This window comes from Ephemeroptericola cinctiostellae, from assembly GCF_003339525.1.
Taxonomy (GTDB): domain Bacteria; phylum Pseudomonadota; class Gammaproteobacteria; order Burkholderiales; family Burkholderiaceae; genus Hydromonas; species Hydromonas cinctiostellae.
In genome coordinates this window covers 1,386,477-1,400,679 of the sequence record NZ_CP031124.1, presented here as the reverse complement: position 1 = coordinate 1,400,679, position 14,203 = coordinate 1,386,477, and the positions used below count along the sequence as shown (strand labels likewise).

Here is a 14,203-nt window from a genome sequence, read left to right as displayed (position 1 = left end):
AACGATACTTATTTAATTTTGATGTGAAATGATGATGAAAAACAACACTTTTATTGACGAGCCCTGCCCCATCGCCCACACGGTCGAGCGGATTGGTGATGCATGGAGCCTTTTGATTTTGCGTGATGCCCATGCAGGTTTGACCCGCTTTGATCAATTTCGGAAAAGTTTGGGCATTGCCCCCACCATATTAACCCGTCGCTTGACCGCCTTAACGGAGCACGGTTTATTGGAAAAGCGCCTGTATTCAGAGCGTCCGCCTCGTGAAGAGTATCTGCTCACAGCGGCTGGGCAAGAGCTATTGCCCGTCTTATTTATGCTGGGCGAGTGGGGACGAAAACACTGTGGAGAAGGTCACTTGACCCGTTTTTTTGATGCTGAAACGGGCACAGAAATCAAGGTTGTGGCGATTGATGAGGTGACGGGGGCGAAAATTGGCACACGCCCCATAAAAACACTGCGACCAAATGAGCAATAGGCCGAGCCGTCACTTAAGTCACCATAAATGGGCATGAATCAACAGCAGAAGCCGTTATAATCACGCCTGACTCTTAACGGGCACATCATGAACCCTCCTGATCTTTTTACCCTCTTTTTACTCATCCTCACTGGATTCATCGCGGGTGTGTGCAATGCCGTCGCTGGCGGTGGTACATTTTTCACTTTACCGATTTTTTTGGCAGCGGGCTTGCCGCCTGTGCTGGCGAACGCTTCAAACGCCGTTGCAGTCTGGCCGGGGCACATTTTGGCGAGCATTGGCTATCGAAACATTTTGCTGAAAGAGCGAAAAACCTTAATCAGAGCGTGCGTCATTGGCCTCTTCGGCGCGCTGATTGGCGCGTATGCATTGATGGCGATTGGTAATGCCCGATTTCGCGTGCTGATTCCAGTCTTGATTTTTATTGCCACCGCTTTATTTGCGAGCGGCGCACGCATCCATCATTTTTTCAATGCCCATCAAGCCACGCCCTCACGCAGTTTCAGCTTGGATCAGCCCAATGTATGGGGCGTTCTGATTCAACTGGCTTTGGCGATTTACGGTGGGTTTTTTAGCGCAGGCCTTGGGGTGATGTTGATGGCGATGCTGATGTTGTTTGGCGTGCACGACATGCAGCGTAATAATGCGTACAAAAACGCAATCGCCAGTGTCATTTCCACAATTGCTGTGGTGACATTCATCAGCATGGGGCTGGTGGCTTGGTCGTATACACTGCCAGCATTTATTGCGGGTGTGATCGGCGGTGTCGTCGGCACGCGCATGGCTCAACGACTGCCCGCAGTGTTGATGAAACGCATCGTGATTCTGACAGGCATGGCCTTGTCGTTGTACTATGCTTGGACGATTTACCTCAATTGAAACTCAAATGTTAAAAAACAAAAACATATCACTTCAAGATACTTTCAATCACAGCATTCGATTTACAAAACTCGCCCCTGCCTTTGCTGGCTTTTGGGCAGGTTTAGTTTGGTCCATTTCGATCTACCTAAGCGAGGATGTTGATTGGGAAATCATTCTCACCACGTGTTTTTTCATAGTATTAGCCTACCCATACGGCTTTGTTGTTGCCGCTATCACAGGTGCTCTTCTCAGTCATTTTACTTCGTTATCCAAACAAAAATTTGCTTGCCTAACAGCGCTGACCTCCTCAACCCTGACTCTTTTTCAATCAGGTATTTTTTACATCATCAACGCTCTATTAGATAGAGAAAGAATTGTTTGGGAGGACGATCAAATCCACCTTTCCTTTCCATTACTGCTAGATCCGATTCAGTTACCAAAATTAACCATTTTGATGTTAACTGGTAGCTTAATAGGCGGCTATTTCTTCGGTTTATTTTATATAAAACGTTATGGCGCAAAGTAAAAAACGTTGCTTAATTTTTGCTATCTAACTTCGTTCAACTTGCGCCACACCCGTCACCTGCATCAACGCTGACATGGCTTTTTGCAATTGAGTGGTGTTTTCCACTTCCAAGCTGAAGCTCAGCTGACAACGCGAATCAGTGCCGCCCTGACGAACGGTGCGTAAACCGCTGATCAAGATTTTTTCACGGGCGAGGATGTCGGTGATGTCCTTCATCAAGTCAACTGATTCTTGGGCATGCACCAACACATCCACGGCATAGCGCGTGCCTGCGCGAGTCGCCCACGTGCAGGCCAACACACGTTCTGGGTGCTGGTGTTGCATATTGAGGAAATTATCACAACCACTGCGGTGAATTGAGATGCCTTTGCCACGCGTGACAAAACCCGTGATCTCATCGGGTGGCGCAGGTTTACAACATTTGGCAAGCTGGGTCATCAAATCATCCAAGCCGACCACCAGTACGCCGCCTTTGCCAACGGCACCTTTATTGGCCTGTGCGCTGACCCAGTTGGCATCTGCCGCAGGTTTAGTGGGCTCAACGGGCGCTTGGCTTTTGAACAGCTCCTCTAAATTATGGGCGGTCATGTCTTCACGACCGAAAGCCAAATACAGCTCTTCCGTTTTGGCAAATCCCAAACTTTGGGCGATGTCGTCGTGTTTGACTGCTGTTTTACTCAAGCGTTGCAATTCTTTTTCAAATACGGCACGACCTTGCGCAATGTATTCGACCGTGGCCTGTGCGTTAAACCATGCACGCACTTTACTCTTTGCCCGCGGGCTGTTAGTGAATCCTTCACGCAACCAATCACGCGAAGGGCCGCCTTGTTTAACCGCAATGATGTTGACGGTTTGCCCCGTGTGCAGTTTGGTGGTCAGCGGTACCATTTGACCATTGACCTTCGCACCACGGCACAAGTGCCCAAGATTGGTGTGCACGTGATATGCAAAATCAATCGGCGTGGAATCACGTGGCAACTCAATCACGCGTGCGTCAGGCGTGAGCACGTAAATGTGCGGGTCTTGCAGTTTGAACGCTTTGTCCTGCCCAGCCAAGGTGTGCGTCAAATCCGTTTGCCAGCTGATGAGTTGGCGCACCCATGCGATTTGCTCATCGTAAGCGGATTGTTCTGTGGTGACAACAGCACCATTTTTAAAGCCGCCTTCTTTATAACGCCAATGTGCGGCCACACCGTACTCAGCAAACTGATGCATGTCGTTGGTGCGAATTTGTACTTCAATCGGTCGCCCATCGTCGCCCACGACAACTGTGTGCAGCGATTTATAACCGTTGGGTTTTGGGCGGGCAATGTAATCGTCAAATTCTTTCGGAATTGGCTGCCACAAATGATGCAACACGCCCAACACGCCATAGCAATCTTTCACATCATCGACAATGATGCGAAAGGCGCGGATGTCGTATAAATCAGCGAACTGCAACTGCTTGCCACGCATTTTGTTAAAAATACTGTAAATGTGTTTGGGACGACCTGAAATCTGGGCACTGATGTTTTGCACCTTAAGCGCACGATCCAAAGCCGCAATGGAGTTGGCGACAAAATCTTCGCGTTCAATGCGTTTTTCATCCAACCATTTGGAAATCTCTCTGTAAGTCACAGGTTCGGCAAAACGGAAAGCCAAATCTTCCAGCTCCCATTTGATTTGCCACACCCCCAAACGATTGGCAAGAGGAGAATACAGCAGTAAAGTTTCCTGCGCGACATCAACAGGACAAACCACCTTATTTTTAGCGTAATAGCGCAAGGTTTGTAAGCGCGAGACCAAACGCAAAATCACCACACGGATGTCATTCGCCATGGCCAACAGCATTTTACGCACACGCTCAATTTGTGCCAACATGTCAGGATTGGCATTTTTATCACTGCTGCTCTTGACTTTGGCACGCTCACCGAGGTGCATCAAAGCATACAAATTGCTGACGCGATGCGATTGCTCTCCGCCCCATGCATGCCCCAACGACTCAAGCTGAGCCTCACGCTCACGTGCGGTGTGTTCGCCATGCAACCAACCAAACAAATACGCCGACACATGCATGTCATCGGCCACGTCCAGACGGGTCAAAATATCACTCATGCCCGTGGCATGGTCAAACATGGGCTCACCCGAAGGCAAGCGACGATCTGCATAATGGATGTGCGCAGCGGTGCGTGTGGCTTCAAGGGTGGGGAGTGCGTCAGAGACAGCAGGCGCTTGTGGGGGCATATATCAACCAAATTGAATCAAAAGTAAACAACGTCATCATATCATCGAGTCGGACATTCGACATGACAACCATGCAATCAAACCGTATAAATATGTACAAATCTGTTCGGGCGTATAATGAACACACATGCATTAAAACCACTCATCTCAAGGAGATCATAATGTCCAGTTACACATGGCTGATTGTTGCCGCCGTCTTGCTGGCCACCGAGTTGGCATCAGGCACATTTTATTTATTGATGTTGGCCATAGCTGCCACAGCGGCTTGGTTCGCTCAATTGACAGGGACTTCTTTCCTCTCGCAAGCTTTGGTTTTTTTGATCACCTCTGCCATTTTGGTCACATGGGTGTACCGTTATCGGAAACAAAAAAACAGCACATCATCCCCCCATGCCGACGACATACTCGATGCGGGTGAAATCGTCAGCGTGAATGAATGGCACAATGGCATAGGCCACACCCATTATCGAGGCAGTGTGTGGCAAGCGGTGTTACAAACACCCGATGAACATCCGCAAGCGGGTGAATACCGCATTGTGCGCTTTGAAGGCACGCGGCTGATGGTGACTCCGCTTTAAAAGGATTCACTTTACGGATTCACCTTATTGAAGCCACCCAAGCACTTGTTCAACTTGCAGACACACGCCACACAATCCCGCACAACCCCCATTAGGAGCTTTGACCATGGAACTTTTGACTTTCCCTCTGATTTTACTTGCACTCGCCGTTATTTTTGTCCTTCAAGCCGTCAAAGTCGTGCCACAACAAAATGCATGGGTGCTGGAACGTTTCGGTAAATACAACCGCACATTGCTGCCTGGTTTAAACATTGTCATTCCTTTCATGGACCGCGTCGCTTACAAACACTCGCTCAAAGAAATCCCAATGGATGTGCCCAGCCAAGTGTGCATCACCAAAGACAACACACAATTGCAAGTGGATGGTGTGATTTACTTCCAAGTCACCGACCCAATGAAAGCCTCTTATGGCTCATCCAACTTCATTTTTGCCATCACCCAACTCGCTCAAACCAGCTTGCGCAGTGTGATTGGCAAACTGGAATTGGACAAAACATTTGAGGAACGCGATGTCATCAACACCCAAGTGGTCAACGCATTGGATGAAGCCGCGACCAACTGGGGGGTGAAAGTACTGCGTTATGAAATCAAAGATTTGGTGCCACCAGCTGAAATCCTGCGCTCAATGCAAGCCCAAATCACCGCTGAACGTGAAAAACGTGCTTTAATTGCAGCCTCTGAAGGTCGCAAACAAGAGCAAATCAACATTGCGACAGGCGAACGAGAGGCTTTCATTCAACGCTCTGAAGGTGAAAAACAAGCCGCCATCAACAAAGCCCAAGGTGAAGCAGCCGCTATTCTCGCGGTTGCTGAAGCCAACGCATCAGCTCTACGTCAAATCGGTGAAGCCACTCAATCGAATGGCGGCGTCACCGCGATGAATTTAAAAGTTGCGGAACAATACGTAAAAGCTTTTGAAAACATGGCCAGTAAAAACAACACGTTGATTGTGCCTGCCAACATGGGCGACATATCGACCCTCATCAGCAGCGCCATGAAAATCGTTGACGTCAGCAAATCGAATAAACCATAACATCAATGACATGATTGCCATGTGCATGTCTTGAATCACTCACCTGAATGTAAAAAAAGCCAAATGTCATTTGGCTTTTTTTTACATTCAGGCTGCAACCATTGGCTGTAACCATTAACGGGAGAAAACAACACAAAAACGCTTTATTTTTAATAAAAATTCACAATCTTTACATTGTTTTTTGATTGCAAAAAGACTAATATAAGTCTAAAGACACAAAGCACACCATGGATCATGACTAACGTCATGGTTAAAAAAATGGTTAAAAAACCAAAAAAATCAAATATGTGCATAACGCTTTTTCATTGTGTGAGCTATTTTTAACCCACCTCCGTAGGGTATTCACACCGCAATCAAAACCGCCCAGAATTGAGGTGTGTGATGTTGATGAGAGAATGCTTTCCTTTTTACGCCTCAGATGGTTTTGAATGCAAACTGGAGCGCGTCCGTGCTGCACATGGCGCTTCACCACTCGGCCCTGTCGTTTTGGTGCACGGTGCAGGTGTGCGATCCAAAATTTTTGAACCCCCAGTGGAAATGACGCTTGTGCGTTATTTGGCAGAAGCGGGTTACGATGTGTGGTTGGAAAACTGGCGTGCCAGCATTGATCTCCCCCCATCGCAGTGGACGCTTGATCAGGCCGCAGTCTACGATCACCCTGCGGCTGTGAGGAAAATCATTGATGTCACGGGCGCATCCACCATCAAAGCCGTGATTCATTGCCAAGGCTCAACCAGCTTCATGCTCAGTGCTGCGGCGGGCTTGCTGCCACAAGTGGATGTGATTGTCAGCAATGCGGTGTCATTGCATCCCATCATCCCGAATGTTTCTAAATTTAAAATCATCTGTTGCACACCTCTGCTGGGTTGCTTGACACCAGACCTCAATCCGCAATGGGCAATCCAATCAAATACTTATGTACAAAAAGCTTTGGTTGGTTTGGTGCGTTTGACCCATCATGAATGTGACAACGATGTGTGTAAGTTCACGAGTTTCACCTATGGCACAGGTTTTCCTGTGTTGTGGCGGCATGAAAACTTGAATGAAGCCACACATGAGTGGATACGCCACGAATTTGCCAGTGTGCCCATTTCCTTTTTTAAACAAATGAGTCGAAGCGTCCGAGCAGGACAATTGATGGGTGTGAGTCATTTAAACACTTTACCCAAGCACATTGCAGCACAGCCAGCCAAAACACAAGCACGCATGGTGTTTATAACAGGCGATAAAAATGTCTGCTTTTTGCCCGAAAGCCAGATGCGCACTTACCTATTTTTCAATGAGCAACGCCGTAATTTTCACAGTTTTCATCTGTTGGCGGGCTATGGGCATTTGGATGTGTTCATTGGCCAACGTGCTGCGGTGGATGTCTTTCCAATCATTTTAGATGAACTGAATCGCCCAACACATTGACCTCATTAGGAGAACATCATGCGCCCCAACCGACTGAAACACCAAGCAGGCCGACATGCATTGGTGGATGGCATCGCTTTCCAATTGCCCGTCAGCTCATTGCGCTCGCCTGCACTCATGGCGGCTTTCAGCATTGACGCCGATAAAGCCGCCGCCCTCTTGCCAGGTAATGAGCTGCATCCATTTCGCTTGTGGCATCGGGGTTTATTGGTGATCACGGTGATTGATTACCGAGAAACCAACATTGGCAAATACATCGAATACAGCATTGCCATTGCTTGCACGCATGGTGCCAATCCTGCACCGCGCCTGCTGCCCGCGATACTCATGAAAACATTCGGCACAGGACAATATGTCTTTGACCTGCCCGTCAGCACTGAGATTTCAGTCAAAGGCGGTAAAGGCATTTGGGGCATGCCCAAACACCAAGCGAATCTGGACTTTTTAATCGGTGATGATTGGGTCAGCAGTCAATATGATTTAGATGGACAACTGGCGATGCGCATTGATGTCGCCACCCCCAAAAAGGCATGGTTGCCTGTGAACACGGGAGCGGTCAATTACTGTGGTTTTCGCGGCATGTTGATGGCATCGTATATTTACTTCAAAGGAAAAATGGGTTTCAAAATGGGGAAAAATGCGGCGCGCCTTGTCATCGGTGATCACCCGCGATTGGCCGCTCTTAAAAATTTAGACATCAGTGAAGATGCTTTATTCGCAGGTTTTTTCCCTGAAACGGCAGGCGTGCTCGACGACCATTTTGAATGTTGGTTTTTGTCAGCAGATGCCCCACCCAGTACAGCCATGCAAGGCTTTGAAAGCGTGATCGACCTTGAACAAAAACAAGACTGGTTGGAGCCACCGCACCGGTCATAAATCATCTCCACCGTTTCATCTATTAATCGTCATTTTTAAATCGCTCGAAAAACACAACCCATCGATTCAAAACAGATTTTTTCAAATCACACATTTAAAAATAAAGGAGCCCATCATGAAATCCATTTGGATGGTCATCAACAACGCCTATGTTTTCTTTGGTTGTACGTTGTATGCCGGTGTGCTGTGGGCATTGCGATTTTTTTGGTACCCGACATGGGAGGTGTACACAGCCAGCAACTACTACGACCACTTCATCCCGCCGACAACCGCAGCCACTCATTTTTTCACCATTGTGGTGCCCCTGATGTTCATGTGTCACCTCATCATGATTCGATCTGAGTGGCGCACATCCATGCGTTGGCTGTCCGTGGCCGCCATGCTGTGTTTGGTGGTTTCAACAGTTGTGGGGCAAATGTACATCATTCCAATCAATCGCATTCTGGCAACACACATTGCCGACAACAACGAAGTGTCACGTTTGCTCAGAGAATGGATGTCTCTCAATGACATTCGGTTCATTTTCATGACATTGGCGTGGTTGTTGATGATGTATTACTTTGGCTCAAAAGCCTATTCTTGGGACACACATCATGAACATTGACCTCAGACGCATCGTTTTCGCGATTGCAGCATTGACCTTCATTAGCGGTTTGATTCAAATGCTCGCCCCCTCTTTTGTACTGAGTATGGTGGGCGGCACCATCAACCCGACTTCAAGTCACCTATTTGCCATCATTGGCATGTTCATGCTGTTTTTTGGCGGCTTGATGGTGCATGGTGTGTGCATTCACTCACATACAGTCGTTTTTTGGGCGGGTTTGCAAAAATTCGGTGCTGCCATTGCCGTGTACATTGGTGTTCAAAACGATTTGTTCTCTTGGTTGGCCTTGCTGATTGCCGCATTTGATTTGTGCTCTGCACTGCTGTACTGGTATTACATGAGCAAAATACGTTATTGGAAGGAATCGCCATGACCCCCACCCCTGTTGCGTTGGCGGCACAAGACAGCAGCAACCACAAGGCTTTGATTCTCGCAGGCGGTGGCATGCGGGTGGCTTGGCAAGCGGGTGTTTTACAGGCTTTGCATGAAGCGGATGTGTTTTTTTCACACGCCGATGGCACATCGGGGGGGACGATCAATTTAGCCATGTTGTTGTCTGGCCTCACACCTCAACAGATGTGTGAACGTTGGCGCAGTTTGAACCCACGTGATTTTGTCTCGTTGATGCCGATTAAACATTATTTCAAAGGCATGCGCATACGTGCCATGGGTGATGCGGATGGCATCGTGCAAAAAGTGTTCCCGCATTTGGGCATAGATGTCGATAAAATTCGCCAAGCACAAGGGGTTGTTGGCACATTCAATGTGTGCAATTTCACGCGCAAAATCAATGAAGCGATTGAGCACCCCGCCATCACTTTGGATTATTTGGTTGCAGGCATCTCATTACCGATCTTCATGCCATCGGTTCAAATCAATGGCATGACCTACTTTGATTCCGTTTGGATTAAAGATGCCAATTTAACTGAAGCGGTTAAACGGGGTGCCAATGAGCTGTGGTTGGTCTGGTGCATTGGCAATTCCAATCAGTATCAAGATGGTCCTTTTGATCAATACGTGCACATGATTGAAGTCAGTGCGGCGGGTAAACTAAATGAAGAGTTGGAATGGGTCAATGAATTGAATCAGCGCATTGCCGCAGGTGATTCACCTTATGGTCAAACTCAACCCATTATTTTGCATGTGATTAAACCGTTGAACCCATTGCCACTGGATCCAGACTTTTACCTCAATCGCATCGATGCCGCGACTTTGATTGATCTTGGTTACGCCGATGCGAAACGCTATTTACAAAGCAAGTCCAGTCGTGGTGTGCCATTAACCCCCGAAGCCACGCAAGTGCTTGGGCCTACAGGGCGAGGCATCATGTTCAGAGAGACCATGAAAGGGTTTTTCAGCATGGGGGTTGACACCCCTGAAACAGGCGTACAGCAAGGGAAATCCCATCACACTGAATTGACCATGCACGCAGCAATTCACATCCCCGACATCGATGCGTTCATCAATGATCCAACGCACACAGGGCTCATCAATGGGCACATTGATTTCACACCGTTTGGCCTGAGCATACCGTCAACGCATGGGCAGTTCCGCTTATTTTCACCCAGTGGCACAGGGGGGTTAAAGTACATGGTTTATGAACTGGGTTTTGAAATGAGTGGACACACTTATTTTCTCGCAGGTAAAAAGCATGTGCGCGACGGCAATGTGTTCCAAACATGGGGGGCTACCACGACGCTGTACTGCCATTTGCACGAAGGTCTTGATGCAACGGGACACATCGTGGGCGCGGGGACTCTTCATCTGGGTGTTGCCGAATTGGGGCGATTGCTGTTGACCCTGCATGCCCGTAATGCCCCTTCATGGGGTGAAAAATTCAAAACAATTGGACAGTTTTTTGGCTTTTTTACACGTGAGTTGATCGACACTTACATAAAGCGCCACACCAATAAACTCGATACCCAATAAAAAAGTTTTTGATTGCGTGCTGATGGGAGAACGATGATGCAAGAGGAGAATAAAAAAATCAAGGTGCACGTCGTTCAACACCCAACGGTGAATTGGATGAACCCATTTCAATTGATTGATACAGGCTTGCGAGCCGTTTTAGGTGGGCTGTTTGGTGCTTACGCTGATCGCCGTGAGGTACAAGCGGCACTTGGTGCAAACGATATGTTGGAAGACGACATTTATTTGGATTATCGTTCAGCGGATGAGTTGTGGGTGGATTACGTTGCAGACACAGGCGATGGTTGGCATGCCACTTACAGCTTGGCATGGCTTTTGGCTCAAACAGAGTTGACCGTTGAAAACTGTGAGCTGCCATTAAAGCGTGGACAGCTTTTGGTCATGGGGGGTGACCAAGTGTATCCCGTGGCCTCACGGACAGCTTACTCTGAGCGCATGGTCGGTCCTTATCAAGCCGCCCTACCGTACTCAAACAGGCAAGCCCCCGAAATACTGGCCATCCCAGGCAACCATGACTGGTACGATGGTTTAACAGGTTTTTTGCGTTTATTTTGTCAAGGTCGTTGGATTGGTGGTCGAAAAACCATGCAAAACCGCAGCTATTTTGCTGTAGAGCTGCCACACGGCTGGTGGCTGTGGGGGGTTGATATTCAGCTTGAATCGGATGTCGACATTGCACAAGCCGAGTATTTCAAATATTTTGCAAAAAAACTGACCGACACCGATCGCGTGATTCTATGCAGTCCTAAACCCACATGGATAGAAGCAGGTGATGTCAGACTCAACAGCAAAGAGCGACATGAGGCTTATTTGGGCATACAGTACCTTGAAAAGCTGATCACCAACCAAGGCGCACACGTGACCTTCATGTTATCGGGTGATTTACACCATTATGCTCATTTTCACAGCCTTTCCAATGCAACCCATAAAATCACAGCAGGCGGCGGCGGTGCATTTTTGTTAGGCACACACGAACTACCCAACGAGCTGTTGATTGATGGTGCAGCACACGCAGTGCAATTGGACTTGATCCAAGTCAATCCACCCAAATCGGTCTCACGACAGCTGCGTTGGCATAACCTGTTGTTCAGCTGGCACAACCCTGCCTTTGCTGTTTTTTTGGCTACCCTGTATTCGTTTTACGCTTGGATTTGGCAAAGTTCAAGTGAGTTCACAACCAAAACATGCAGCTTCAATGTTTCAGGCTGCACACAAACTTTAATGGAAAACTGGGCAACCCTTGAATTCGTCCCCTCCAATTTCAGCAACATATTATTTAAGTTTTGGTCCATTTTGGCACATCAGCCGACAACGCTCGGCCTGACTGCATTGCCCATTGTCGGCCTGATTCTATTTGCAACAGGCACACACAACGCATCATTGCCCAAACAAATGTTATGGGGTGCTCTTCATGGCTGCTGCCACATCTTATTGGCCGTGATATTGCTCTGGATCATTGCCAAAATTAACATTGGTTGGGTATATCCAAATTTAAATTTAAGCAGCGAAGGTGTTCCTGTGCAGAAATGGCTGCACTCCCTGTGGCAAATTGGGCTGTTCACTGTGCAATCGTTGCTCTTTGGATTTTTTGCAGGTGGGCTGTTGTTTGGTTTGTATCTCATCGTGTCCAATATTGTGGCGCGCATGCATGCCGATGAAGTGTTTTCAGCTTTACACAACCCCAATTTTAAAAACTTCTTACGCATCCACATCACAGCCGATCACCTCAGTTTATACGCCATCAAGGTGGATAAAGCCTGCACGCGCTGGGCGATCAGCCCTCATGTCACCGTGCTTGAAAAACGCAAACGCTGGCCATTCATCAAAGAATGGTTACTTGAAGTCGAAGAAAAAAATGAAACGCCGTGGTTCGTTCCTGATGGCATTGAGATTAAGGCCGCATTGATTGAGGTCATTCGCATCCAAAACTCACCTGAAAGTCAAACGAGCAAAAACGAAGAAGGAGACGATGATGAACACCTATGATGCCATTGTGATCGGCAGCGGCTTTGGTGGAGCCGTCACCGCGTGTCGGTTGGCAGAAAAAGGCATGAAAGTTTTGATTCTTGAACGTGGGCGACGATGGACACCTGAAACGTATCCACGTGACATGAACGACCCATGGTTTTGGGACAACAACGACCCAGAGAAACACAACGGTTGGATTGATTTGCGTGTGATGGATGACATGGTGGTTGCACAAGGGGCTGGCGTGGGTGGCGGCTCTTTGATTTACGCGAACATTTCAGTTGAAGCACAACCCGATGTCTTCAATACAGGTTGGCCAAAAGAAATCACCTTTGAGGAATTAAAACCATATTACGACCGCGTGGGATACATGCTTTCGGTCAACACGTTGCCCAACAATCAACTGACGGAGCGTTATAAACTCATGCAAGAAGCCGCTGAGCGGGGCGGATATGCCGATCGTTTTCGCCCTTTACCTCTGGCAGTGACTTTTGACCAGGGCTTCAGCTATGACCGTGAAATGCCCTTCGATGCACAGCACAGTGTCAAACACATGAATGTATTTGGCCGCATGCAAGGCACGTGTGTGCACTGTGGCAACTGCGACATTGGCTGTGAAGTTCAAGCCAAAAATACACTGGACCTGAACTATCTTGCCCATGCAGAAAATCTTGGCGCCGACATTCGGCCATTGCACATCGTGCACACGGTTTCACACGATACAGATGGTTACACGGTGCATTTCAAACGCATCGAACAAGGTGAATTGTTGGAAGGTTCAGAAACCGCCGAACGCGTGATCATCGCCGCAGGTTCACTCGGTTCAACAGAGTTATTGTTGCGTGCGCGCGATGAGTATGGCACCTTACCCAACATCAGCGATTATCTCGGGCGAAAATGGAGTTCAAATGGGGATTTTTTAACCCCTGCCGTCTATGAACAACGCGCCATCAACCCCAGCCAAGGCCCCACCATCACATGTGCCATTGATTTTTTAGACGGCAGCGCTGGAGGAGAGGGGTTTTTTGTTGAAGATGGTGGTTTTCCCAACCTGCTGCACCATTTCGCCAATGCCATGCCTGCATTTAAACTCACCTCATCCAATGTGCTGTTGCACTGGGTGCGTCAAGTTTTTTCCATCGATAACCCGCTTGAGAACGTCATGCCATGGTTTGGTCAATCCAAAGATGCCGCAGATGGCCAACTCTATTTGGGACACAGCATGTGGCCACCATGGTCAAAAGAACTCAAGTTGAATTGGACTATTGACGCAAGCGAAGCCACAGTGCAAGCCATGATTGACATGCATGTCAAACTGTCCGAATTGACCGAAGGCACCGCAGATGTACCCATGAGTTGGACGCTGCTTAAAAATTTGGTCACACCGCATCCTTTGGGTGGCTGCATCATGGGCACCACCCCAAGCAATGGGGTTGTCAATCATTTGGGTGAAGTGTTCGGCTACCCCAATTTGTATGTGGCCGATGGATCCATCGTGCCCAAATCTTTGGGGCTCAACCCCTCTCGTACGATTGCAGCTTTGGCCGAACGCATTGCAGATCACATCACCTGATGGGACATTAAATTAAAATATAAAAAAGTATATTGTTAAAACATAGATTATAATTTATCATGTGTTTAGGCCAGTAAAATGACACCACATCATGTACCAAAGCCCTACCCATGCAAGTTCTATTTTCATCCACACCTCAAG

The 14,203-nt window shown here is 48.0% G+C and carries 13 protein-coding genes; 12 read left to right on the top strand and 1 reads right to left on the bottom strand.

The window, feature by feature from the left end:
• Nucleotides 1-34: 34 nt before the first annotated feature.
• The 3 genes from DTO96_RS06385 (at nt 35) to DTO96_RS06375 (ending at nt 1,865) form a co-directional block, all read left to right on the top strand.
• On the top strand, nt 35-478 hold the full coding sequence (locus DTO96_RS06385; protein WP_225972587.1) for a winged helix-turn-helix transcriptional regulator: 444 nt from the start codon (nt 35-37) through the stop codon (nt 476-478).
• Between the two features lie 87 nt (nt 479-565).
• Complete coding sequence (locus DTO96_RS06380) at nt 566-1,357, top strand: sulfite exporter TauE/SafE family protein (protein ID WP_114562733.1); 792 nt, start codon at nt 566-568, stop codon at nt 1,355-1,357.
• 7 nt (nt 1,358-1,364) lie between these two features.
• Nucleotides 1,365-1,865 (top strand): hypothetical protein, encoded by a 501-nt coding sequence (locus DTO96_RS06375; RefSeq protein ID WP_114562732.1) that lies wholly within the window; start codon nt 1,365-1,367, stop codon nt 1,863-1,865.
• A 24-nt stretch (nt 1,866-1,889) separates the two neighbouring features.
• On the opposite strand, the gene DTO96_RS06370 is transcribed toward DTO96_RS06375, so the two are convergent.
• The gene (locus DTO96_RS06370; RefSeq protein ID WP_114562731.1) at nt 1,890-4,088 is read right to left on the bottom strand and encodes a RelA/SpoT family protein; all 2,199 of its coding nucleotides are present in this window, start codon (nt 4,086-4,088) and stop codon (nt 1,890-1,892) included.
• A gap of 161 nt (nt 4,089-4,249) precedes the next feature.
• Here DTO96_RS06370 and DTO96_RS06365 point away from each other — a divergent pair, with 161 nt between their 5' ends.
• The 9 genes from DTO96_RS06365 (at nt 4,250) to DTO96_RS06325 (ending at nt 14,062) form a co-directional block, all read left to right on the top strand.
• A complete protein-coding gene (locus tag DTO96_RS06365; protein ID WP_157964348.1) occupies nt 4,250-4,666 on the top strand; it encodes an NfeD family protein in 417 nt (138 codons plus the stop codon).
• A 106-nt stretch (nt 4,667-4,772) separates the two neighbouring features.
• Nucleotides 4,773-5,699: an SPFH domain-containing protein gene (locus DTO96_RS06360; RefSeq protein ID WP_114562729.1), complete on the top strand. Its 927-nt coding sequence runs from the start codon at nt 4,773-4,775 to the stop codon at nt 5,697-5,699.
• A 381-nt stretch (nt 5,700-6,080) separates the two neighbouring features.
• Nucleotides 6,081-7,112 carry a lipase family protein gene (locus DTO96_RS06355; RefSeq protein WP_114562728.1) on the top strand — a complete coding sequence of 344 codons (1,032 nt, stop codon included), beginning with the start codon at nt 6,081-6,083 and terminating at the stop codon, nt 7,110-7,112.
• 18 nt (nt 7,113-7,130) lie between these two features.
• Nucleotides 7,131-7,988, top strand: coding sequence for an acetoacetate decarboxylase family protein (locus DTO96_RS06350; protein WP_114562727.1), 858 nt, complete (start codon nt 7,131-7,133; stop codon nt 7,986-7,988).
• Between the two features lie 115 nt (nt 7,989-8,103).
• The gene (locus DTO96_RS06345) at nt 8,104-8,592 is read left to right on the top strand and encodes an anthrone oxygenase family protein (protein WP_114562726.1); all 489 of its coding nucleotides are present in this window, start codon (nt 8,104-8,106) and stop codon (nt 8,590-8,592) included.
• Nucleotides 8,582-8,965 carry a patatin gene (locus DTO96_RS06340; protein WP_114562725.1) on the top strand — a complete coding sequence of 128 codons (384 nt, stop codon included), beginning with the start codon at nt 8,582-8,584 and terminating at the stop codon, nt 8,963-8,965. The genes DTO96_RS06345 and DTO96_RS06340 overlap by 11 nt, the downstream gene beginning before the upstream one ends.
• Nucleotides 8,962-10,521 carry a patatin-like phospholipase family protein gene (locus tag DTO96_RS06335; RefSeq protein WP_114562724.1) on the top strand — a complete coding sequence of 520 codons (1,560 nt, stop codon included), beginning with the start codon at nt 8,962-8,964 and terminating at the stop codon, nt 10,519-10,521. Before DTO96_RS06340 ends, DTO96_RS06335 begins: the two co-directional genes overlap by 4 nt.
• Before the next feature lie 33 nt (nt 10,522-10,554).
• The gene (locus DTO96_RS06330) at nt 10,555-12,507 is read left to right on the top strand and encodes a metallophosphoesterase (protein WP_114562723.1); all 1,953 of its coding nucleotides are present in this window, start codon (nt 10,555-10,557) and stop codon (nt 12,505-12,507) included.
• Nucleotides 12,491-14,062, top strand: a complete 1,572-nt coding sequence (locus DTO96_RS06325) for a GMC oxidoreductase (protein ID WP_225972439.1) — start codon at nt 12,491-12,493, stop codon at nt 14,060-14,062. Before DTO96_RS06330 ends, DTO96_RS06325 begins: the two co-directional genes overlap by 17 nt.
• Nucleotides 14,063-14,203 lie beyond the last annotated feature (141 nt).

Bases quoted from the DNA above. Each gene is read 5' to 3' on its own strand.
- DTO96_RS06345 (WP_114562726.1), top strand. From the start codon at position 8,104: ATGAAATCCATTTGGATGGTCATCAACAACGCCTATGTTTTCTTTGGT.
- DTO96_RS06330 (WP_114562723.1), top strand. From the start codon at position 10,555: ATGATGCAAGAGGAGAATAAAAAAATCAAGGTGCACGTCGTTCAACAC.
- DTO96_RS06355 (WP_114562728.1), top strand. From the start codon at position 6,081: ATGTTGATGAGAGAATGCTTTCCTTTTTACGCCTCAGATGGTTTTGAA.
- DTO96_RS06385 (WP_225972587.1), top strand. From the start codon at position 35: ATGAAAAACAACACTTTTATTGACGAGCCCTGCCCCATCGCCCACACG.
- DTO96_RS06325 (WP_225972439.1), top strand. From the start codon at position 12,491: ATGATGAACACCTATGATGCCATTGTGATCGGCAGCGGCTTTGGTGGA.
- DTO96_RS06365 (WP_157964348.1), top strand. From the start codon at position 4,250: ATGTCCAGTTACACATGGCTGATTGTTGCCGCCGTCTTGCTGGCCACC.
- DTO96_RS06370 (WP_114562731.1), bottom strand. From the start codon at position 4,088: ATGCCCCCACAAGCGCCTGCTGTCTCTGACGCACTCCCCACCCTTGAA.
- DTO96_RS06335 (WP_114562724.1), top strand. From the start codon at position 8,962: ATGACCCCCACCCCTGTTGCGTTGGCGGCACAAGACAGCAGCAACCAC.
- DTO96_RS06380 (WP_114562733.1), top strand. From the start codon at position 566: ATGAACCCTCCTGATCTTTTTACCCTCTTTTTACTCATCCTCACTGGA.
- DTO96_RS06375 (WP_114562732.1), top strand. From the start codon at position 1,365: ATGTTAAAAAACAAAAACATATCACTTCAAGATACTTTCAATCACAGC.
- DTO96_RS06340 (WP_114562725.1), top strand. From the start codon at position 8,582: ATGAACATTGACCTCAGACGCATCGTTTTCGCGATTGCAGCATTGACC.
- DTO96_RS06350 (WP_114562727.1), top strand. From the start codon at position 7,131: ATGCGCCCCAACCGACTGAAACACCAAGCAGGCCGACATGCATTGGTG.
- DTO96_RS06360 (WP_114562729.1), top strand. From the start codon at position 4,773: ATGGAACTTTTGACTTTCCCTCTGATTTTACTTGCACTCGCCGTTATT.